This window comes from Vreelandella aquamarina (genome assembly GCF_020075495.1).
Classification (GTDB): Bacteria; Pseudomonadota; Gammaproteobacteria; order Pseudomonadales; family Halomonadaceae; genus Vreelandella; species Vreelandella aquamarina_A.
In genome coordinates, this window is sequence record NZ_JABYQT010000005.1 from 125356 (window position 1) to 146936 (window position 21581).

Below are 21581 nucleotides of genomic sequence, written 5' to 3' on the forward strand. Positions count from 1 at the left end.
ATGCCTCCTGCCTATAGGGCTAATTACTTCTTGTTCGACTGCTGTTCTCTGACGCTAATCGAAGCGGGTAGTTCAGCAAGTTGCTGTTGCAGGCTTGCCATATGCTGCACCATCTGCGTCTGCCAATCCTGCGCTTGGCGGGTCTGCTCAGCCTGCTGGCGTTGGGCGATCTGCGCCTTTTCCAATTGCTCGGTCAATACGTCTTGCTGCTGCTTGAGTGCCTCGCTGTGCTGCTCCAACTCCTTGATACGTTGAAGCGCCTGACCGGTTTCCAGTTGATGGCGGTGCACTTCCTGGCGGCTGCTCTTTAGCTCTTCGCTCAAGGTGTCGATGCGTTGCTGCTTTTGCTGCGCGCGCTTCTGGGCGGCCTTTTCCTCCTGGGCTCGCTCTTGGCGGGCATCGTCCAGCATGGCCATCAGCCGACCTTCTGCGGCTTCATTACGCTGCTCTTCCTGGGCAAGGCGCTTTTCCCAGCCGGTTTGCTGAGCTTTCAGTTCCTCATTGTACTGCTGGGCGTTGTCGGCGTTTTGCTGCCGAAGCGCTTCCAAAGTCAGTTTCAGCTGCTGATTTTCACCGCGCAGGTCCTCTGCCGTCTGGTGAAGGTGCTGCTCGCTTGTCTGGCTGGTGGCCAATTCGCGGGTGAGTGCTTCAAGACGCTGCTCGGTATGGCGTAAATGCTCTGCCAGGGCACTTTCGCGCTGTTCGGCATGAACTGCTTGCTGTAGCGCCTCGGCCGCTGCCTGCTGCGCCTCTTCCACCTGCCTGTTGGCCTCTTCGCGGTAATGCACCAAGGCCTGATTGGCCACTTCCTGCGCTTCGCGCCACAGCTCGCTGGCCAGGTTGACCACTACTTCGGGTACGCCTTTGGGTGGGGGAACGTCACGATTCTGCTCGCGCTCGGTGCGCCACAGGCGAAAGTGTTCGCTGATCGTGGTGAAGCTGCCGGTGCCCAGCACATCACGAATGCGCTGCACGCTGGGCGTATCGCCGCGGCTCAGCAGCGTATCGATTGCCTGTTGCACATCACTGTACTGAATGCCGTTGCGAGCCATGGTCTTCATCTTCCTGCGCTGGGGGTATCTATCTATTGTCCACCGTGACACGTATTAATACAATAATTACGTTATATGTAATACGTAAAATTATTTATCTTATTGCAGATAAATTCAAGATTACACGTATTATCTTGAATTTTATGGGGCGGGATAGCACACTTGGGTCATGTAATGGCTAGCAGGCTTTGAGCAGCAAGCATGCGGCAGCCCATAAGCGCACAGGTAATGTGCATAGAAAATGCTTATAAACAAAAAGTTAACGGTCGAGGGGGCGGTAGAAACAATGGACGCTGGCAAGAGCCGTTTGCCCATGGAAACTCCAGGCGTAATGAGCGCATCGCTCGGAAGCAGGGTGGTCCGGCGCATTGATGCGGTAACGGATGCCGACGCGGTAGCAGCGTGGCTTGCGGAGTACCGGGAAAGCCCGCAGACCTTGAAAAGCTATCGACGGGAAACCGAGCGTCTGCTGCTTTGGCTCGCCAGCAGGCAGCTGACACTGGGCGACATGGACCGCGAAGCGCTACGCCATTTCGAACAATTTCTGGCTGACCCTCAGCCGGCAGAACGCTGGACAGGGCCATCCAGGCCTCGCCATCACCCTCAGTGGCGACCGTTTCGGGGAGGGCTTTCACCCGCCAGCCGTCGGCAGAGCCTGGTCATCTTGCAGGGGCTCTTCACCTGGCTGGTGGAAGCCGGCTGGCTGAGCCATAACCCGTTTCGGCTGATGAGAGACAAGTCGCGCCGCCTGAATAACCAGGCGCCGGGTGTTCAGCGCTATCTGGAGCGCCCGTTGTGGGAGTGGTTCTGGCAATGGCTGAATGGGTCGCTCGAAGCAGGGCAGAGCAAGCGTGGGTTTTATGAGCATGCCCGGCGGCGCTTCATTTTCGGCTTTGCCTACCTGTTGGCACCCCGCGTCAATGAAATGGCAGAGACGCGTATGGGCGATTTTCAGCTGATAGAAGGGCGCTGGTGGTGGAGTGTAGTGGGCAAGGGGAGCAAGGTGGCGCGCGTACCCTTGCCAGAAGATATGCTGGCTTGCCTGGCTGACTGGCGAAAGGTGCTGAAGCTTGATGCCCGGCCGGCTTATCAGGATGAAAGCCCTGCCATCAGAGCCCTGGATGGCAAGCGCGGCATTGGTCACAATCAGCTCTACCGGCTGATTCGCGATACCTTCATGCAAGCGGCCGATGCGCTCGAAGGTGAGGGAGGCGACCCTGGTTATGTGGCCGCGCTGCGCCAGGCCACGCCCCACTGGTTACGTCACACATCGATTACCCACCAGGCGCAGTCTGGTATCAGCTTGCGCCACTTGGCTGAAAGCGCGCGCCATGCACGCCTGGATACCACCTCGCGCTATCTTCATACTGAAGATCATGAGTGGCACCGTGAGCAACAGCTCCATCGGCTTGCGCCCTGAAGCAGGTATACTAGGGCGACGTTTTAAATGCACAGAGAAGGAATCCCTATGAGCACTTCCGGCGCCGAACAGGCCCAGCAAGAGCTGATCGAAGAGTTCGAGATGTTTGATAACTGGATGGACCGGTATCAGTACATTATCGACATGGGCAAACAGCTGCCTGATTTCCCGGAGGCGTTGAAGACCGAGCAGTACAAGATCCAGGGTTGCCAGTCCAACGTCTGGATGTGTCACGAGGCGCAGGAAGAGCAGCTGATCTTCAAGGCCACATCCGATGCAGCCATCGTGTCCGGGCTGATTGCCGTACTGCTGCGTATTTACAGCGGGCGTAGCGCTGCTGAAATTCGCGCGACCGAACCTCACTTCCTGGCGGATCTGGGGCTGGACAAGCATCTTTCGCCTACGCGCAGCAACGGCCTGCATGCCATGATCGAACGCATTTATCAGGTCGCGGGGAAGAACTGAAAAACCGAGAGAAGGGCGGTGGAAACTGAAGGTGGCAGCTTAGCGCGGAGTATGATGGTCGCCGTAGCAGGAAGGTGTCAGTTCGTTATCTTCACGGCAAAGCTTTTCGCTTCGCCCGCCGGGTACCGGATCCATACCACCGGCACTACCGGGATGGCACCTGACGATTCGCTTGAGTGCCATCCAGCCGCCCTTGATCGGGCCATGAACCTGAATGGCTTCAATCGTATAGGAAGAGCAGCTGGGCCAGAAGCGGCAGCGTGGGCCCAGCAGCGGGCTGATCAGATACTGATAAACCCGTACCAGGCCAATCATCAGACGCCCGAGCAGGCGTCCAGTAAAGCGGATCGTTGCGAGCCATCCTCGGGCAAGCACTACGTTTGACCGTAAAGCTCGGCAGGGTCAATCAGCGGCTTGCTGTTGACATGCGCCTGCTCACCAGTCAGCGATAGATAGAAACAGCTGCGCCGACCGGTATGGCAGGCCGGGCCTGTCTGTTCGACCTGCAGCAAGAGCGTATCTCCATCACAGTCGAGCGCAGCGGCCTTGAGGTGCTGCTGTTGCCCTGAAGATTCGCCCTTGCGCCAGAGCGTTTTGCGTGAGCGCGAATAGTAGCAGACCCGCTGGGTTGCCAGCGTTTCTTCAAGTGCTTCTCGGTTCATCCATGCCATCATCAGCACCTCTTTTGTATCGTGCTGCTGGGCGATGGCGGGCAGCAGGCCGTCTGCATTGAAATGCACGGCCTCAAGCAGGGCGGACATACCCGGCAGGGTATCGTCAGGTGTGGCGCTCTCGAGCGCCTTGAAAAGCTCGCGTGGGGGGAGTTGATCAAAACGGGACATGCCTGTTACTCACTCTCTTTCTTGCCGGCAGCTCGGCAGTTCTGGCAAAGACCTTGCAGCTCGATGGTCTGCCGCTCGACGCTGAACCCCTGGCGTTTGGCGAACGCCGCCAGCTGGTCGCCCACTTCATCCAGGTGCAGCTCTTCGACATAGCCACACTGGCGGCAGATCAGCAGTTGAAAACCGTGAATATGCTCAGGGCAAGCGCAGGCGACATAAGCGTTCTGCGATTCGATGCGATGCACCAGTCCCTGGTCGATAAGGAACTCAAGGGCACGGTAGACGGTAGGCGGGCGCGCGGCCGCGTGCTCGGTCGAAAGCTTGTCCAAGAGATCATAAGCTTTCAAACCTCCGCCATTTCTGGCAATCAGCTCAAGTACCCGGCGGCGAATGGGCGTAAACCGGACGCCGCGGCTATGGCACTGTGATTCCGCTTGTTGAAGTAGCGTATTCGCTTCAGTCATTAGGGTACCCGTTGAACATCTTGAGCCTTAGTCTACGCGCTTGCCGTAACGGTGTCAGGCGTTTCGACCAGCTCGCTCTTGCGGGCAAAGTGATGCTGGGCAAAGGCAACCCGCTTGGCTGCTGAAACGCCGTCCGGCTGCCGCTCGATCAGGTCAAGCCGGCGGCGTAGTCCTTCGCCATTGGTCATCTGGATGGCAAGGCCCGGGCGGGCATTGAGCTCGAGCAGCATCGGGCCGTGCTGACGATCCAGCACCATGTCGGTTCCCAGATAGCCAAGCCCTGTCATTTCATAGCAGCCAGCCGCGAGATTCAGCAGCGTATCCCACTGCGGAACGACCAGGCTAGCCAGATCATGGCCCGTATCCGGGTGGCTGAAGCAGGGCCGGTCGAACTGTACCCCACGCAGCGCCTCCCCAGTAGCAATGTTGAGACCCACGCCTACCGCCCCTTGGTGCAAGTTGGCCTTGCCATCGGAAGCTGCCGTCGAAAGGCGCATCATGGCCATCACGGGATAGCCCTTGAACACGATTACCCGGATGTCGGGAACGCCTTCATAGGTATAGGCCATCAAGCTTTCATCGAAGTTGATCAGCGTCTCGATCAGGGCAACGTCCGGCGAGCCGCCCAGGGAGTAGAGCCCTGATAGAATGTTGGAAACGTGGCGCTCCACATCTTCAAGGCTCAAGTGCGCACCGCTGGGTTTTACGAACTGGTTATCCACCACTTTCTCGATGACCAGAATGCCCTTGCCACCGCTCCCCTTGGCCGGCTTGATCACGAAGCCGTTGTGCCCCGTCAGCATATCGCCAATGTGCTTGACGCCGAACTGGGTGGACACCGTGCCAATCAATTGGGGCGTGGTGATGCCGTACTGCTGGGCCAGCAGCTTGGTCTTCAGCTTGTCATCCACCAGCGGGTAAAGGCGGCGTGAGTTGTAACGTCCGATATAACGGATGTTGCGACGGTTCATGCCGATGATGCCTTTATCCTGCAGGCGGCTTGGCCACGTCCAGTCCTTGAACCAGCTCATGACGGTTTCTCATCGTCGGTAATCGGCTTGAAGCGGCGCAGTTCCAGCAAGCGGTAGCCGGTGTAGTTGCCCAGCAGCAGAATCAAGGCCATCAGGATCAGCTGAACGCCCAGGAAGTTGAAGGTAATGTGGCGTACCCAAGGGTTGTTCATGGCGAGATAGGCGAGCACCGCTGTCAGTAGGCTACCGCCGCCCTGAATCAGTACCTGCTTGGGGCCTTCCTCCTCCCAGAGAATCGACATCCGCTCGATGGTCCAGGCCAGAATGATCATCGGGAAGAACGTGACCGTAAGGCCGGCGCTCAGCCCCATGCGGTAGGCCAGAACGGTAAATATCGAAATGATGGCAATAACCGTTATGATGACCGCTGAAACCCTGGCTACCAGTAGAAGGTTCAAGTACGACAGGTAGTTACGAATGATCAACCCTACAGACACGATCAACAGAAAGCCAATCAGGCCAGTCGGCAGGGTGGTCTGTATGAAGGCGAGGGCGATCAATACCGGCATGAACGTGCCCGAGGTCTTGATACCCACCAGTACGCGCAGAAACACCACTACCAGCGCACCGATGGGAATCAGCAGGATGGTCTGGAAAAGCGCCTGCTCTTCCAGGGGCAAGCTGTGGATCGAGAAGTTGATCAAGGTATCTTCAGAGTAATGATTACGCACCGCGGCCGAGGCGGGCTGGTGGTGTGTCAGCATGGAGAAGCTGACCCGGGAATTGGTACCGCCCTGAACTTCGAGCACCGCCCGGCCACCGGTTTCCCACAGCAGCAGGTTGTCGGGTTGGCCTTGCTCGCCGGTTACGGGATTGAACAGCGCCCACTCGTTGGCAGGCTCATCGAATACCTGGATCCAGCTGCTGAGCGACTGGCGGCGGCGGCCATCTTCCAGTACCAGGCCGCTTACTTCCCGGGCCTGCACGCCGGCCTGGTTCAGCAGACGAACGATCAACGCAGAAGGTGTCTCCTGGGTAAGCAGCAGGCGGGCATTTTCCCCCTGACGCTCACCGTTGACATCGAGAATCAGCTCACGCGCAAAGGTCGCGTTATTGGCGCTGCGTGACCACGCCCGGTCAATCAGTTGGCTGGCGGCGGAGTCATAGGGGCTTTCCCAGGGCGTTGCCGATGTCAGCCCAGGTGGAACTTGCACCGGTGGACGGGCATCCGGTGACACCAGCATCTGAACGGAGTAGTAAAGTTGTTGGCTGCCGGCCGCCTCGCGAATGGTCCATTGCGCCTGGCGGCCAAGTTCGTCGGCCTGGTAAGCCAGCCCGTAACCTGAAGACGCGGTGTTTTCAGTCAGAACGCGAAAGCCTTTCTGATGCGAGGGAAGTGCCAGGTCGACCTCGACAGGGCCGTTTTGCGCGTTGAAGTTGATAACGGCTTCGACTTCCCATACCTGACGCTGCTCGCCTGGTACCCACGGTATTTCAAACTGGAGATGTCTGTGCACGCTAGTGGCAATACCTGCCACCAGCAGTAAACCCACGATGATATAAAACGGAAGCCGGGACATGAAAATTCCTTTCAGCGGAAAGCAGCAGGGGGCTCGGTTACTCTTCGGTATCTTCTTGATCAGCCACTTCATCTTCAGCGGCTTGATCTGCGGGCTCGCCGCCAGGGAATTCCGGGCGCTCATGCATATAAGCCTGCGCGACGTCGATTACTGCGATATCCATTAGGAATCGCCGGCCCAGCAGCACCGGGAAATCCAGGTGGGTGCGATCATTGAGCGTGAACTGAACATTTTCACGAATAGGGCCCAGGGTCATCAGCAGTGAAATCACCGGACGCGACTCTTCACCCGATGCTTGAACGATGCGTACGCGGCGATCCACCGGCGCTTCGATCCATTCGTTGCGCAGCGACTCGACCACCGTGTCATTTTCGTTGAGTGCCAGCTTGAAGCGAACCCAGTCTTCGCCATCCCGCTCGAAACGAGTGATGTCGGAAGCGGAAAGCGAAGAGGTATTGGCGCCGGAATCGACTCGCGCCTTCAAGTAAGTACCAATACCCGGAAAACCTACCCACTCGCTGCGGCCCATGATGGTCTTGGTATCCAGCGCATCGGGAATCTCACACTCTTCGCGGATGATGATGGGGTCTTCACCGCGCGCTTCCAGTTCCTGGATGTCACTACGCATCAAGCGCAGCAGGCTGCCGACCTCACGCACGTCCGCCGTCAGCGATTGCTGCTGAGTGAGTTGTTGCTGTTGATGCTGGGTGGCTGCATTGCATTGTTGAGACAGGGAGTCCTGGAGTTCGAGCATTCGGGCAGTGAACGCCGTTTCGCTAAGCGGTGGCGGTTCATTGGGTTCGGGTTGCTGCAGGGCGCAACCTGAAAATAGAAGTGATAAACCAGCCATTAGCCACAAGACACCTGAACGCATAACGAAGGACACCCTTGAAATAAAAAAGGAATGATAAGGAGAAGCGAGTCCGGTTGTCCAACGCGATAACAGCATGTTAAATGTTATATACCACTCTATTTAACATAATATATATTATGCGAACACCAGACAGGGATCTTGAACCAACCACGTCGGCAGACTACTTGACACCTACCTGCTTAAGCAAGCACTGATACGCACGTTGTTAAGTCTGATGTCGGCTCGATCATTCACGCGTCTACCTCCCGGTTTATCGCATAAAAAAGCAGCTTGCCATTGGCAAGCTGCTTTCGATGATTGGTTAACCTTTACGCTTCTGAAGGTGCATAGGAACCGTCTTCCCGGTGCACTTCCTTGCCGGTGAGCGCCGGTGTAAAGACGCAGGCAACCGTCATGCCTTTTTCCTTGCCGCGCAGGAGATGCTCATCGTGCTTGTCGAGCAGATAGATATCGCCCGCCTTGATTGGCCAGATCTTGCCATCTGCCAGCGTTTCCACTTCGCCTTCACCTTCATAGCAGAAGACGGCTTCATAGTGGTGCTTGTACTGAATATGCGTCTCTGTACCTGGGAATATGCGCGTGATGTGAAATGAAAAACCTGCATTGTCTTCCGCCAGTACCAGGCGTGTGCTGTCCCAGTTGCCATTCTCCGCCGTCACCAGGCGGTCAGTCTTACGCGCTTCATCAAGGTTGCGAACAATCATAAATCACTCCGTTACAGGGCGGCTGTCAAATGAGCCACCAGATATCCACTTACGTGGCGCTTGGCACAATCAACCATTTGCAACGGATGTTACCGCTGCTTCGAGAATATCCAGCGCTTCAAGCAGGTCTTCATCGGTAATGGTCAGCGGGCACAGACATTTGACGACTTCACCTTCAGGGCCGCTGGTTTCAATCACGAGGCCGTTTTCAAACGCTTTTCCTGTAATCTTGTCGGCAATATCGCCAGACCCTACATCGATGCCACGCATCAGACCGCGGCCGCGCTCGGTTGCCGGCATGCCGTGTTCGCTCAGCAGTGCAGCGAGCTTCTGAAAGCGCTCTTCGACAATGCGTGCCTTGCGCTGGATATCACGCTCGAACGTGTCGTTGGACCAGTACTTTTTCAGCGCTGCCGTGGCCGTGACCATGGCAAGGTTGAAGCCGCGGAAAGTACCGTTGTACTGACCCGGTTTCCATTGATCCAGCTCGGGGCGCATCAAAACGTGGGCGAACGGCAAGCCGAAACCGGAGAGCGACTTTGAGTTGGTGACGATGTCGGGTTTGATGCCCGCGTGCTCGAAGCTGAAGAATTTACCGGTACGTCCGCAGCCAGCCTGAATATCATCCACGATGAGCAAGATATCGTGCGTCTGACAGATGGACGCCAGGCGTTTCAGCCATTCGATGCCGGCTACGTTGATACCGCCCTCGCCTTGCACCGTTTCAACGATGACCCCGGCAGGAATATCCAGCCCCCCCGAGTTGTCCTTGAGAAGTTTTTCGAAATAATCCAGCGTATCAGCATGCTCGCCCATGTAGCCATCATAAGGCAGAAAGCTTGCGCCCTGGGTCGGGATCCCGCCGGTAGCTTCACGGAACTTGCGGTTGCCTGTCGTGGCCAGTGCCCCCATGGTCACGCCGTGGAAGCCATTGGTAAACGTCACGATATTGTGGCGCCCCTTGGCAACGCGCGCCAGGCGGATAGCCGCTTCCACCGCATTGGTCCCGGTCGGCCCCGGCAGGTGTACCTTGTAGTCCAGGCCACGAGGCTTGAAGATGACTTCTTCGAGAGTCTCGAGGTAATCGCGCTTGGCCGCAGTCCACATATCCAGGCCGTGAACGACGCCATCGCTGGAGAGGTAGTCGATCATTGCCTGCTTGAGATGAGGATTGTTATGCCCATAGTTGAGCGTGCCTGCACCGGCCAGGAAGTCGATATACTCGCGCCCTTCTTCATCCGTCAGGCGGGCGTTTTGAGCTTTGGTAAACACTACCGGAAATGAACGCGAATAAGTACGAACGTTGGATTCCATGCGTTCAAGCGTTTGCGTCTTCATTAATGACCTCCATGTATCATCATTATTGATTGGTAAAGCGTGCTGGTAGCGACGTTATACGAAGCTACGTTACTTGACGTGTCGATCAGCAGTGATCGATTTGAAAAGGACCGATACGAACCAGGTTTTCAGGGTCATGCTCGCCGCCGAGCTGTTCGGTAGAAAAGTATTCGCGACTGTTGAGCGGTGCATGCCAACGCGCGGCCAGACGACGAAATAGCCCCCATGATGCTTGGTTGTCGGGTGTAATGGTGGTTTCCAGATGGTGAATATCAGATAACTCGGGCCGTGCCAGAATGGCTTCCACCAACCGCCTGGCAAGCCCTGTCCCGCGAGCCTTCTCACCAACGGCAACCTGCCACAGGAAGTAAGTGTCGGGTGCATTGTCTTTGACGTACCCCGACACAAACCCGACTATCTCGCCCTCTTCGTTGGTGGCAATCGCGCAGGTATCACGAAACTGGGTCGCCAGTAGCAGGTAGGCGTAGGCAGAATTTACATCCAGTGGAGGACATGCCTTGACCAGCTCGAAGATGCCCCAGCCGTCATCTGCATTGGGTTTGCGTATGAACAGTGGCGTTTCGACAAAACCGACGACCGCATCAGCCACTGTAGGACGAGCAAGATCCGATGATGAGGTAAACGCTTGTATAGGTGTGTTCATGGTTATGCTTCGCTGTAGCGAATTTGTTGTTCATTATAACAGCTGATTATTACCAATTCAAAAACCATGTTATTTACCACCCTGTTTTCCATAACGAGGTGTTATGTGTTGTCTGATATTCGGCGCTCAGGGCACCACATCGAAGGTAACGATATGAGTTTAGTCCAACTATTCCCAAGGCGAGACATAAAAAAAGCGAGCACTCGGCTCGCTTTCATGAGGTTGCATCAAGACCTGGTCTGGGTTCTCAGGGTCACGAACTCTTCGGCGCTGGTGGGGTGAATACCCACGGTAAGATCAAAATCCTCTTTGGTAAGGCCAGCTCTTACTGCAATTGCAATGCCCTGTATGATCTCGCCGGCCTCTTCGCCTACCATATGGGCGCCGACCACGACATCGGTCGCGTCGTCGACTACGAGTTTCATCAGTGTGCGCTCCTGACTTCCCGAAAGCGTATGCTTCATGGCGCGGAATTCTGTCGAGTAGACCCGTATGTTCGTGAACTGTTGCCGCGCGTCTTCTTCACTCAACCCGACGGTACCGATATTGGGTTGGCAGAATACTGCCGTGGGAATTTTCGTGTAATCAATTGGTTTGGGTGTGGTGTCCTTGAAATGATGCTCGACCAGTTGCATGGCTTCGGTAATTGCCAATGGCGTAAGCTCAGGCCCTTTGGTCAAGTCTCCCAGTGCCAGGATGGAGGGCGCTGACGTCTCGAAGCGCTCGTTGACCGGTATCTTTCCGCTGTCGTCGAGTGCAATGCCAAGTTTTTCCAGGCCCAGGCCTTCCACATTAGCTCTACGCCCCGTGGCGGCAAGCACCGCATCCACTTCGAGCGTTTCCCCATTGGTTAGCTGTACGCTATAGCCGGTGCCCAGGGCTTCTATACGTTCGATATTGGCATTGAAGTGCAGCTTGACGCCCTTCTTCTCCATCTCTTTGCGCGTAAACTCGCGCACTTCGTTGTCAAACGGCTTGAGGAACAAACCGCCGCGGTAGACCAGATGGGTTTCGCTGCCCAATCCGTTGAAAATACTGGCGAACTCGACGGCGATATACCCACCACCCAAGACCAGAAAGCGCTTTGGAAATGACGCCAGATCAAATACCTGGTTAGAGTCCAGGGCGTGCTCATTGCCTGGAAAATCGGGCACCCAGGGCCAGCCGCCGGTCGCCAGCAGAATCTTGTTTGCCGTTACATGATTGACCCCGTTGGCATCTTTCAAAGCAACCGTGTGCGCATCAACGAGTTCACCGCGTGCATTGAGCAAGGTAACGTCGGCACCTTCCAGCAGGCGTTGATAAATGCCGTTCAGTCGCTTGATCTCGCTGGTCTTGTTATCCCGCAGCGTGTTCCAGTCAAACGTGGCAGGCTCGGAAAGCTGCCAGCCGAAGCCTGCGGCATCGTCAAAACTGTCATGAAAGTGCGCTGCGTATGCGTAAAGTTTCTTTGGAACGCAGCCAACGTTGACGCAGGTTCCACCTAAATAGCGGTCTTCTATGATGGCGACGCGCGCTCCGGTGGCGGCTGCCATACGGGCAGCGCGAACGCCACCTGAGCCGGCGCCAATCACTAAAAGGTCATATTCGTATCCGGAATCGGCTACCATTCTTTACTCCTGTAGATGCGTGTACGTACCGCTACCTTGGTCACGTATGCTTATTGACCTTGCTGACCGGGAAGGTTAAAACCATTCCCCCCTGATGTATCCAACACTAACCTGACGAAGTGATGAAACGGAGACTCAATGTCTAACTCTATTGCGACGCTCCTCGACAACAATCGTGCCTGGGCTGAACGCATGTGCGAGGAGGATCCCGACTATTTCAAGCGGCTTTCCGCTCAGCAGAATCCCGACTATCTCTGGATTGGCTGCTCTGACAGTCGTGTACCTGCCAACCAGATAATTGCCCTGCCGCCCGGCGAAGTGTTTGTCCATCGCAATGTTGCCAACCTCTTGCATCACACTGACATGAATGCACTTTCGGTCGTGCAGTATGCAGTAGATGTGTTGGAAGTCAGCCATATCATGATCGTGGGCCATTATGGCTGTGGCGGTATCCGTGCGGCGGTGACCGGTGGCGAATGTGGCGTGGTGGATTATTGGCTGCATTCAGTGCGAGAGCAGTATAACCATCATCGCCATTCACTCGAGCACCTCCCCATTGATGACCAGATCGACCGCATGTGCGAGTTGAACGTCAAGGCGCAGGTCAATAGCCTTTGCCGTACTAAAATCCTGCAGCGAGCATGGCAACGTGGCCAACAGATTTCCGTGCATGGCTGGGTCTACGGTTTGAGTGATGGCCGCGTCAAGGATCTCAAGTGCACCGTTACCGGGCTGGATCAGGTGGAAACCCTTTATCGCATTGACCGCCTTCAGCCTAGCGACTGACTGGTTTAAAGCGCTACAGGATGCCAGGAAAAACGACTACCGCTTGGCGGTAGTCGTCTTGATGCTCTGCTCTTCTTTTTCTCCTTCTACCGGATCAGCGGATTAACCACCGATCGGGCAGGTAACGCCGGTGCCTTTCAAACCACAGTAGCCGTCGGGATTCTTGTCCAGATACTGCTGGTGGTAGGTTTCCGCAAAATAGAAGGTATCCAGCGGCTTGATCTCGGTGGTGATGCGACCTCGGTTGGCTGCATTCAACGCCTGCTGATAAACCTTGGCGCTCTGTTCTGCCGCCTGCTGCTGCGCCGCGGTCGTGGTATAAATGGCCGAGCGGTATTGCGTGCCTATATCGTTACCCTGGCGGTTGCCCTGGGTGGGGTCATGCTGCTCCCAGAATATCTGGAGAAGCGTGTCGACATCGGTCTTGCCTGGATCATAGATGACGCGCACCACCTCCGCATGACCGGTACGCCCGGAGCACACCTCCTTGTAGGTAGGATGCTCGGTCGAGCCACCTGCATAGCCTGCTGCCGTCACATAAACCCCCGGCTGCTGCCATAACAGCCGCTCGACGCCCCAGAAGCAGCCCATTCCCAATACGATCTCTTCGAAGTTCTCCGGATAAGGCCCTTTCAGAGAGTGGCCGTTGATGGTGTGAACGTCACCGGTTTCAATGGGCGTACGCTGCGTGTTGCCACCGTCTTGATTGATCATGAAAGCCTCTCTACTGCTGCCGGTAAATGACGGGATCGCCACGGCGTGAAAATGTGTAAATCAAATCCACCGCCTGGTTAGCGCCAGATACCGCTTGTACATATAGGTTACGCCATAGCGTATAGCGTAAGGTTAGTTCCGCAATCGGCGAGAAAATTCCCACACCGTAACTGATGCGAATATCATCGGTGAGTTGTCCGCTCAAGGCGACCTGACTTTCGTCGCCTGCGCCCGTAGTATCCAGCGCCAGGTCGTCGATACCAAAGGCTTCGCCGATGGAGCCCACTGCGCCCCCCGTTCGCCCAAGTGACATGCCGATCAGTGCCGTGGTCAGCGCGCTGTCCATCCCGCCTCCTGCATCCGGTGCGCGGCCGCGCAGCAGATAGGAGAGCGCCTGGGTTTCACCCATGGACGGCTCGGAAAAGATCATCACGTTGGGCTCTTCGGCACTGCCGGTAACGCGTAGCCCGGCGATTACGTCGTCTTCGGTCACGTCAGGGTTGCGTATGGCCTCGAAGTCCAGCGTAGGCAGTGCTGGCGGGCCGCTGAACAAGAGCTGCCCGCGACGGATAAGCAGATCCTGGCCAAACGCCTGGAAGCGGCCATCGACCAGGTTCACGTCGCCAAACAGTTGAAGGCCTCCGCTATCCTGGCGGATTTCCAGCGTGCCCCCGAGGCCTGATTCAAGCCCGTAGGCGGAGATCTGCATGTCCCGCCCCAGGGTCAGCGTAATCAATACGTCAAGCTCCATACCCGCCTGGACCAACTCTGCAGCGGCGCTGGGGTCATCGCCGTTGGCTTGCGCACGCAGAGCAGCTTCTTCTGCGGCACGGTCATCACTTTCGGTAATGATGATTTCATCCGAACTTGGCTCAATGGCCGAGGAGGACCGGGAGCCGACTTGCAAACGTGCCCAGGGAAGGTCCACGTTTCCACGCACCTGCAGCCGCTCGGGAGTAACGCGCACGCGGATATCGGGTGCCGCTTCCAGGCGTCCGAACTGAGGTAACACCAGCAGAAGCGGCTCCTGGGTAGCATTGAGATCCACACCGATACGCCAATCGTCGGCCGAGGGCCAGTAGGCATCACCGGTTATATTCAGACGCCCGCGCTCGGCACTCACAAAGCCGTTGATATCACCCTGTTCGCCATCAAACGAAACCGTCAGTTCGCCATCACGCACGTCCAGCGGTATATCCGGCCCATGCAGGCGCAACCCGCGCAGTGCCAGGCTCCCTTGCAAATCGGGCTGGCGAGTGGTGCCGCCAATTTGCACGCGCCCGTCGATCGCACCTTCAAGATGGTCCATGTTGATGACCATCGGGCGATAGGGTTCCAGCGTCAAGTTATTGGCCAGCAGCTCGCCATCAAGCCTGCCCTGGCCCAGGGGGTCATTCAGCGACAGGTTGAGCGTAAGGTCACCTGCTTCTGAAAAGGACAACACCATGTTGGTGTTCGCCTGGGCCTGGTTGGCTTGAATCTGGGCGTCCAGATTGATTTCAGGCAGTTGTACAGGCTGCCCGTAATCATTGATGGCGGTAATCGCAAGCTCGCTGAGTAGCTGAACATCGGCTTGCCAGCGCGCACCGCCCTGTCGCCAATCGATCGTCGCATCCGCAGTCGTGGCGCCTTCAAACGACCACTCATCAGGCAAAAACGGCTCGAGCATTTCCATGGGCACTTCGCGCACGGTCAGTATGGCGCGCCCTTGATCGGCCGAGGCGTTGATAACTTCCTGGGAACAGACCAGACCGCCCTCTTCGCGGCGCAGGCAGAACGGCGAGAGACGTGCCTGGCCATTTGCCAGGTTGTAGCTCAACTCCAAGGGCGATTCCAGACGGATGGTTCCTGCTTCAGAATCGATCTCCAGCGGCGTCAACCGGCCTTGATATTGCTGGCGCGCCTGATCAAAACGTCCCGTCAGGCCAAGCAATGCGCGCTGAAGAGGTGTATCGGGATCACCTTGAACAGTGGCTTCGAGCTGGTGCTGGGACAGGCGCCCGGTCAGATTCACATCGGCGGCCGTCAGGCGCTGGCCACCGGCAAATATTTGCTGCAAGCCAAGCTGGATGTCGAGCCGTGGATCATCAAGTCCTTGTACCGTGGCATCGAGTTCAAGACGCTCGACGCGGTTATCTGCAAAACGCAGCTCACGCCCCGCCAGGTCTGCCACGATTTCAGGCTGGGCGAAACTTCCAGTCGCCCTTACGTTACCAGTCAGCGTGCCAGCCAGTTCAGGAGAAAGGGTACGCAGTTCCCGTAGAGCGATATCAGCATCTAGTGACATCGCCTGCTCGCTCACCTGGCCGGAGGCTTCAAGCCGGTTATTCCCTTGAGTAAACAGCAGTTCGTGGATGTCCACTTCCATATTGCTGTTGGCATTCAGCGCGGCCTGCAAGGTTAAAGGGTAGTCACGCAGTTGCCCGTCTATATCGATGTTGGCAATACCGATAGACCATATATCTCCCTGCTGGCGTACACCCAGCTCGATATCCCCGCTCAAGCTGCCGTCCATCTGATCCACAAAATGTGAAGGATCAAATTGATCCAACCGGATTCGGGTATCCACCGTCAGCGGGGCTTGCCAGTCAATTCTGCCTTCACTTCGCAGCGTACTCTCTTCTACCTCAAGCACCAGAGACTGCCACTGGAAATAGCTGAAATCACCCTGACCATTCAATGCTAGCTGCGCAAGGGGGAGTTCGGGTCCTTGGACGGCCAGTTGGATCTCTGCCTGGTAGGCGACAAGACTACCCGACACGAAAGCATCGACGTCTTCAATCACATAAGGGGGAGCCTGATCTTTGTCATCGCCAGCCAGCGGCCACTGCAGCCGTTCACTTTGCAGGCGTGCCTGGAAAGGTAGTTCCGGGTCCAGCGCGTTAATTCTGCCATCGAGCGTTGCTGTTACGGTGCCCGAGGCGGCCAGCCCAGCCTGCAGATTGTCCAGCGGGCCGGAAAGTGTCAGTTCAAGCACTTCGCCGTCGAGCTCGGGAAACAGGTCGGGCAAGAACAGCACAGCATCGAGCCGAGCATCCAATGGGTAATTGCCGGTGAGATCGACATTTGCCACCAGGCTGGCCTCTGCATCGTCGCTGAGTACTTCCAGTGATGTCACCTCTACCCGACTCTCTTGCGTAACAAGGCCCAGTTGCAAGCGCTCGATGGTGTACTCGAAGGCGCCGGCAAGACGAATGTCGTTGACCGTCAAATTGCTGATGTCGAGATCAACCGGCAGGATGATGTCCGGCAGTTCTACAGGACCACGTGTGGCGATGTTTTCCTCGATGGAAACTGCCTGCATGGCTTCTTCTTGTGAAGAGGCTGCCAGAATCGCACCATCGATTGCTTCAGGCGTCAGCGGTGTGGGCGAATCCTGAGTGAGCTGAACACCCGCCGAGGGGGGCAGGTATATGCTCAGTTGATCGAGCTGGCTCGAGTCAAAGGCTATGCGGCTCTGTTCGCCGGTAGCGGAGGTTTCAAAACTGGCCCACTCGATACGGGTACCATTGGCCAATTGCACTGTTACATCGTCAAGCGCAACTGCGCGAAGCTCGACCGGAAACGGGAGATATAGCCTGAAAGGTGTGCTGTCTTCACTGGGTGGGGTTTCCGTCTCGCTGGCGCCGATGCGAATATCCGCGCCGTCCACGCGCAGCGTATCCAGGCATAGCCGTCTAGAGAGCAGGCAATCATCTGCCCAGGTAAGCTCTAAGTCGTCGATGACCACGCGAACATTGCCCAGTTCAAGATGAAACCCTTGAAGGGTGAATTCTTCGAGCAGTGCGCCCTGCTGATGCTCGAAGGTAAAAAAGCCGCGTTGTTCCCCTTGAGAGAACAGAAATCCCGTCCCCCAGGGAGACAGTGCCACCCCAAGCAGTAGTGCAATCAAGCCAAACAGCCACAAGGGCAAGACGATCAGTAGACGTATCACGCTCCATAGCGCAAGCCATGCGCGCTGGCGCGAAGAGTATGGCTGATGCGTCGAAGAGGAAGACTCAACCTGGGACAAAGCGTGCTCCTAGAATTCCGGACCGATGGAGAAATGTATGCGAAAGGCATCGTCGTTATCGAAAGGATGCGCTACATCAAAGCGAATCGGCCCTACCGGTGATACCCAGCGAACCCCCACCCCGGCCCCGGTTTTCAGATCATCAGGTGCCCAGTCATCAAAGGCATCACCGGTATCGATAAAGGTGGCACCCCACCAGTTATCCTTGACGCGTCGCTGGTATTCGAGGCTTGAGGTTATCAACTGCTGACCACCGCGCAGTCGCCCTTCTTCATTACGTGGCGAAAGGCTTTCATAGGAGTAGCCGCGCACGCTACGATCGCCGCCTGCGAAAAAGCGCAGCGAGGGCGGCAGCTTGGAGAAATCATCGGTTTCGATGGCGCCCATGCTCAAGCGTGCCAAGAAACGGTTGTCATTACCTATCGTGCGTATCCACTCGGTATCGCCGGTTACACGGGTGAACTGGGCATCCGAGCCCCAAGCGCGATCAGAGTACTCCAAAGAAAGCTGTTGGCGGTCCCCCCAGAGGGGAAAGCGCTGAGGGCGAGTACGGGTTCTCGACCACTGAATGCCCGGGTAGAACAGCCATACCTGGTCAGCTTCACCGCCTTGGGTGAAGTCTTCATAGGTTGTACGGAAATAGATCGTCTGTACCCAGTCGTTGTCAAACTGCCAACGCCGCCCAAGCTCGACCCCGGCTTCCAATGATCGGGTATCGCTATCATCAATATTGCGAATACCATACTGGAGGCGGTAACTGTCGCGCAGCGGGTCCTCCAGGGGGATGTTATAGACCCCCGTGAAACGCTGTTCTGGTGCCGAGAGATACAAGTCGTGGTTCAAGCTATGGCCATAACTGTTGATCCACGGCTGGTTCCAGCTGAAACGCAGCCGGGGGCCGACATCGGTAGCATAACCGACACCTACCTCGAATTGATGCCGGTCGGCAGGCTCGACACTCACATCGATTGGCAACTGTGTATCATCTCGCTTGTTGAGCATGAGCACACTGGCGAGTGCTGCGCTGCTGATCAACGGCCGCACGGGTTGACTGGCGGTCGCTTCAGACCACCAGGGGTCACCGCCGCTCAGGGGCGTGATGGTGAGTTCCTGGGCGGTTTCAAGGCGTGGGCGCACGGTCACGGAGCGGAACCAGCCGGTTTCGGCCAGACGCTGGTTATAGGTTGCGAGCGATTCAGCTAGATAGGGATCATTGGTTTCATAGGTTTGCATGTTCTGCAAACGCTCGGGGTCGATATGACTGCCCGTGATATGCGTATTGCCAAACCGGTAGCGGGCACCGCTGTTGAAATCCATGTAGAGCCGCGCGCTTTGCAGGTAAGGCCGTACTTCCATGCGCCGATCGGTAAACCCCCAGTCGAAATAGCCGCGTTCGATGGCAAGGCCCGAAAGCTGCGAGCGTAGACTATCCCAGGGGGCATGACGAAGCGGCTCTCCTTCACGCAGGGGAAAACTATCCAGCGCCTCCTTGAAGGGCGGATCGTTCTTGGCATCGCCTTCAATATTGATCGAAAGCACTTCAATTTCGATGCGCGGGCCGGGGTCGATCGTTAATCGGACGGCGGGTTCCAGCTCGACTCTGATATCCGGTTCGTAGTAACCATAAACACGCATGGCTTCCTGGGTTCGACTGCGGATTTCACCTTCCAGCCGTACATTGGTGTACTGCTCTTCGTCGATACTTTCCAGATAAGCACTGATGTTATCTTCAACGTCACCGCTTACGCCATCGATCGCAGCCTCTAACGCCCAGGCGGGCAGTGATACATTGACAGCCCATAATGGCAGCGCGCTAAGACAGACTACACGGGTGGCCATGCGCCATCGCTGTTGTCTTCCCATACATTCAATCCCTAAAATTCAGCGATCATGGCTGTTCTGGTCGTTCAAGATTATCTGAGCATCTCGATCTGGGCGCTAAACGCCAACTGGGCCTGGCGCAACTGACGAATATCGCTCTCAAGCGCTGCGATGCGTGCGCTCAAGCGTGCCTCGGTTTCCGCCATTTGCTCTTCTTGCGCCGTTGCTGTCTCTAACTGTAGCGTATTCAGCTCGGTTTCCAGCATATTTAAACGCTCATCAACCTCATCGCTGCGTGTGCTTATTTGCTCTTCCAGCGATTGGCGCAGAGTGCTCGATGCATTTTCAAGCGAGGCAAGCTGTTGAGAGGTAATCTGCCTCAGGTGCTCAAGCTCTTCAACCAGATTTTGTCTGCCCGAGGTACCGGATTGCTCCAGCGCGTTCAGTGAGGTGCCAAGGGCTGCCAGTTGACCGTCACGCAGTTCTGCGCGCTCTTCGAACGCATCCATTCTCTCGCTGACCCGCTCGAGCGCATCACTGGATCCCTGCTCCTGGTGATCGGTCAGCATTCCGTAGATATCTTCCCGGGTATTGGCCAGGGCGACCGACAGCTGTTCCTGCTCCTGAAAAAGCGTGGTCATCTGGGCTTGCATGAACGTAATGGTATCCTGGACATCGATATCGTCGGAATCGAGCCTGGCATGAACATTGGAGGCTTCGCCGCTTATCCGGTGCAGCTCGCCCAGCAGCCGTTCACGTTCAAGCCAGGCCGCCGCGCACACCGCCGCCAAAAGGGCAAAGAGGATGATGACGGCAAGCCAGAGTGGCCATACAGCTGGCCCTTTGCGATGACGTAGATGGTGAGCCGTCAAGCTTTGATCAACGTCAGGAACAATGCGTTGGGACGGCGTCGAATCGGGCATGGGGTTTCCTCAAAAAGACGTTGGATCGGCGCGGCGGCCAATACCGCGATATGCAAGCCCGCAGCTGGCAACAAATGCAGGATCGTAGATATTTCTACCGTCCAGCACCAGTTTAGCGCTCAGCAAGGATGCCAGTCGGTGCCAGTCCGGGTTCCAGTAGGATTTCCATTCGGTCACCAGCATCAGGGCGTCGGCTCCCTCACAGGCCTGGTAAGGATCCTGGTCGAAGGTCTGCAAGTCCTCCCGGTGGCCCACAACCTGGTGCAAGGCGCCGATGGCTGCTGGATCATGCAGTCTCACCTTGGCTCCCTGAGCCCAGAGCGCTTCCAGCAGGGTGAGGACCGGCGCATGATCGATACGTGCCGTTCCCGGCTTGAAGGCAGCTCCCCAGATAGCCACGGTCTTGCCCGAAAGCTCGCCTTCGAAGTGGGCCCACAACTTGCGGAACAGCGTTTCCTTTTTCTGTTCGTTGATGTCCATTACCTGCTCAAGCAGTGCCGAGTAGCGACCGCTCTTCGACTGAACGTCTGCCAGGCGCATCAAGTCGCGCGAGAAGTTGGGACCGCCAAACCCGCAGCCCGGGTACAGGTATTCAAACCCGATACGCGTATCGGCTCCCATGCCTTGGCGCACGTGCTCCACATCTACTCCCAGCGTGTCGGCAAGGCCGGCAATTTCATTCATGTAGCTGATGCGCGTGGCGAGCATGCCGTTGATGGCAAGCTTGGTAAGCTCGGCTGCACGCCGGGGCATGGGCTGGAACACCTCTTGACGACGATTGAACGCGCGCAGCAGCTCACGTACCACCTGCTCGCCCTTGGCATCATCACAGCCAAGCAGCCAGCGTGTTGGCCGGGTGAACGATGCCCAGGCGCGCCCTTCTTCAAGCGTGTCCGGTAGCGCAACGCTGCTGTGCTGCGCTTTCATCAGATCGTGCAACCGCTCGGTTTCACCGACCGGGAACGTTGAGTTGTTGACCAGCACGCTGCCGTGCTGAATGGACAATGCTGGCGACTGAAGCAACTCGCTGGCCGAATGGCGCTGGGCCGGTGATAGCGCAAGCCAGATGATATCGGCGGTCGTGGCCTCTTCCAGCTTCTCGATCAGTCTTAGCGTCTTGTCGGCGATGGCCTGCTGTATGTGTGGCATCAGTTCAGGCTCGCGAAGCAGCCAATCGACCTGGGAGAGGCTTTTCCAGGGCGCGCTTTCATGAGGCAACCATTCGACCTGGTGCCCCACCCAGGCAAGGGCGGCGGCAGCCGTCACGGCACTCAGCTCGCTTCCATAGAGTAATATACGCATCTAACAAGCTCCTTGTGTGTCGGGGAAGCGAGAAGGTAT

19 protein-coding genes are annotated in these 21581 nt (G+C 56.8%); 3 read left to right on the top strand and 16 right to left on the bottom strand.

Features of this window, described 5'->3' with window-relative positions; translation table 11 throughout:
• Positions 1 to 23 precede the first annotated feature (23 nt).
• Positions 24 to 1052, bottom strand: a complete 1029-nt coding sequence (locus HW452_RS10045) for a DNA-binding protein (RefSeq protein WP_224105972.1) — start codon at positions 1050 to 1052, stop codon at positions 24 to 26.
• Positions 1053 to 1365: 313 nt separating this feature from the next.
• Between HW452_RS10045 and HW452_RS10050 the strand changes: the two genes are divergently transcribed.
• Positions 1366 to 2472, top strand: a complete 1107-nt coding sequence (locus HW452_RS10050) for a tyrosine-type recombinase/integrase (protein ID WP_224105973.1) — start codon at positions 1366 to 1368, stop codon at positions 2470 to 2472.
• Between the two features lie 48 nt (positions 2473 to 2520).
• On the top strand, positions 2521 to 2937 hold the full coding sequence (locus HW452_RS10055; RefSeq protein WP_224105974.1) for a SufE family protein: 417 nt from the start codon (positions 2521 to 2523) through the stop codon (positions 2935 to 2937).
• 39 nt (positions 2938 to 2976) lie between these two features.
• On the opposite strand, the gene yidD is transcribed toward HW452_RS10055, so the two are convergent.
• The 10 genes from yidD to gorA form a co-directional block, all read right to left on the bottom strand.
• Positions 2977 to 3252 carry a membrane protein insertion efficiency factor YidD gene (gene yidD / locus HW452_RS10060; protein WP_224106095.1) on the bottom strand — a complete coding sequence of 92 codons (276 nt, stop codon included), beginning with the start codon at positions 3250 to 3252 and terminating at the stop codon, positions 2977 to 2979.
• Between the two features lie 59 nt (positions 3253 to 3311).
• Entirely contained in the window at positions 3312 to 3779 is a 468-nt protein-coding gene (hisI, locus tag HW452_RS10065) for a phosphoribosyl-AMP cyclohydrolase (protein ID WP_224105975.1), read from the bottom strand.
• A gap of 5 nt (positions 3780 to 3784) precedes the next feature.
• On the bottom strand, positions 3785 to 4243 hold the full coding sequence (locus tag HW452_RS10070) for a transcriptional repressor (RefSeq protein WP_224105976.1): 459 nt from the start codon (positions 4241 to 4243) through the stop codon (positions 3785 to 3787).
• Between the two features lie 32 nt (positions 4244 to 4275).
• Positions 4276 to 5274: an alpha-L-glutamate ligase-like protein gene (locus HW452_RS10075; RefSeq protein WP_224105977.1), complete on the bottom strand. Its 999-nt coding sequence runs from the start codon at positions 5272 to 5274 to the stop codon at positions 4276 to 4278.
• A complete protein-coding gene (locus tag HW452_RS10080; protein WP_224105978.1) occupies positions 5271 to 6794 on the bottom strand; it encodes an inactive transglutaminase family protein in 1524 nt (507 codons plus the stop codon). Before HW452_RS10080 ends, HW452_RS10075 begins: the two co-directional genes overlap by 4 nt.
• A 37-nt stretch (positions 6795 to 6831) precedes the next feature.
• On the bottom strand, positions 6832 to 7668 hold the full coding sequence (locus tag HW452_RS10085) for an ATP-dependent zinc protease family protein (protein ID WP_224105979.1): 837 nt from the start codon (positions 7666 to 7668) through the stop codon (positions 6832 to 6834).
• A 308-nt stretch (positions 7669 to 7976) separates the two neighbouring features.
• Positions 7977 to 8372, bottom strand: coding sequence for an ectoine synthase (locus tag HW452_RS10090; protein WP_224105980.1), 396 nt, complete (start codon positions 8370 to 8372; stop codon positions 7977 to 7979).
• A 69-nt stretch (positions 8373 to 8441) separates the two neighbouring features.
• Positions 8442 to 9710 carry a diaminobutyrate--2-oxoglutarate transaminase gene (ectB, locus tag HW452_RS10095; RefSeq protein WP_224105981.1) on the bottom strand — a complete coding sequence of 423 codons (1269 nt, stop codon included), beginning with the start codon at positions 9708 to 9710 and terminating at the stop codon, positions 8442 to 8444.
• A gap of 85 nt (positions 9711 to 9795) precedes the next feature.
• On the bottom strand, positions 9796 to 10374 hold the full coding sequence (ectA, locus tag HW452_RS10100) for a diaminobutyrate acetyltransferase (protein WP_224105982.1): 579 nt from the start codon (positions 10372 to 10374) through the stop codon (positions 9796 to 9798).
• 227 nt (positions 10375 to 10601) lie between these two features.
• The gene (gorA, locus tag HW452_RS10105; protein ID WP_224105983.1) at positions 10602 to 11984 is read right to left on the bottom strand and encodes a glutathione-disulfide reductase; all 1383 of its coding nucleotides are present in this window, start codon (positions 11982 to 11984) and stop codon (positions 10602 to 10604) included.
• Positions 11985 to 12122: 138 nt separating this feature from the next.
• Here gorA and can point away from each other — a divergent pair, with 138 nt between their 5' ends.
• Positions 12123 to 12770, top strand: coding sequence for a carbonate dehydratase (can, locus tag HW452_RS10110; protein WP_224105984.1), 648 nt, complete (start codon positions 12123 to 12125; stop codon positions 12768 to 12770).
• A gap of 102 nt (positions 12771 to 12872) precedes the next feature.
• On the opposite strand, the gene msrA is transcribed toward can, so the two are convergent.
• The 5 genes from msrA to HW452_RS10135 are packed head-to-tail and all read right to left on the bottom strand — an operon-like array spanning position 12873 to position 21542.
• Positions 12873 to 13484 (bottom strand): peptide-methionine (S)-S-oxide reductase MsrA, encoded by a 612-nt coding sequence (gene msrA, locus HW452_RS10115; RefSeq protein WP_224105985.1) that lies wholly within the window; start codon positions 13482 to 13484, stop codon positions 12873 to 12875.
• A 10-nt stretch (positions 13485 to 13494) separates the two neighbouring features.
• Positions 13495 to 17496, bottom strand: coding sequence for an autotransporter assembly complex protein TamB (gene tamB, locus HW452_RS10120; RefSeq protein ID WP_224105986.1), 4002 nt, complete (start codon positions 17494 to 17496; stop codon positions 13495 to 13497).
• A 9-nt stretch (positions 17497 to 17505) separates the two neighbouring features.
• Positions 17506 to 19359 (bottom strand): autotransporter assembly complex protein TamA, encoded by a 1854-nt coding sequence (gene tamA / locus HW452_RS10125; protein WP_224105987.1) that lies wholly within the window; start codon positions 19357 to 19359, stop codon positions 17506 to 17508.
• Between the two features lie 50 nt (positions 19360 to 19409).
• Entirely contained in the window at positions 19410 to 20240 is an 831-nt protein-coding gene (locus HW452_RS10130) for a hypothetical protein (protein ID WP_224105988.1), read from the bottom strand.
• Positions 20241 to 20249: 9 nt separating this feature from the next.
• On the bottom strand, positions 20250 to 21542 hold the full coding sequence (locus tag HW452_RS10135) for a nucleotide sugar dehydrogenase (protein ID WP_224105989.1): 1293 nt from the start codon (positions 21540 to 21542) through the stop codon (positions 20250 to 20252).
• Positions 21543 to 21581: the final 39 nt, after the last annotated feature.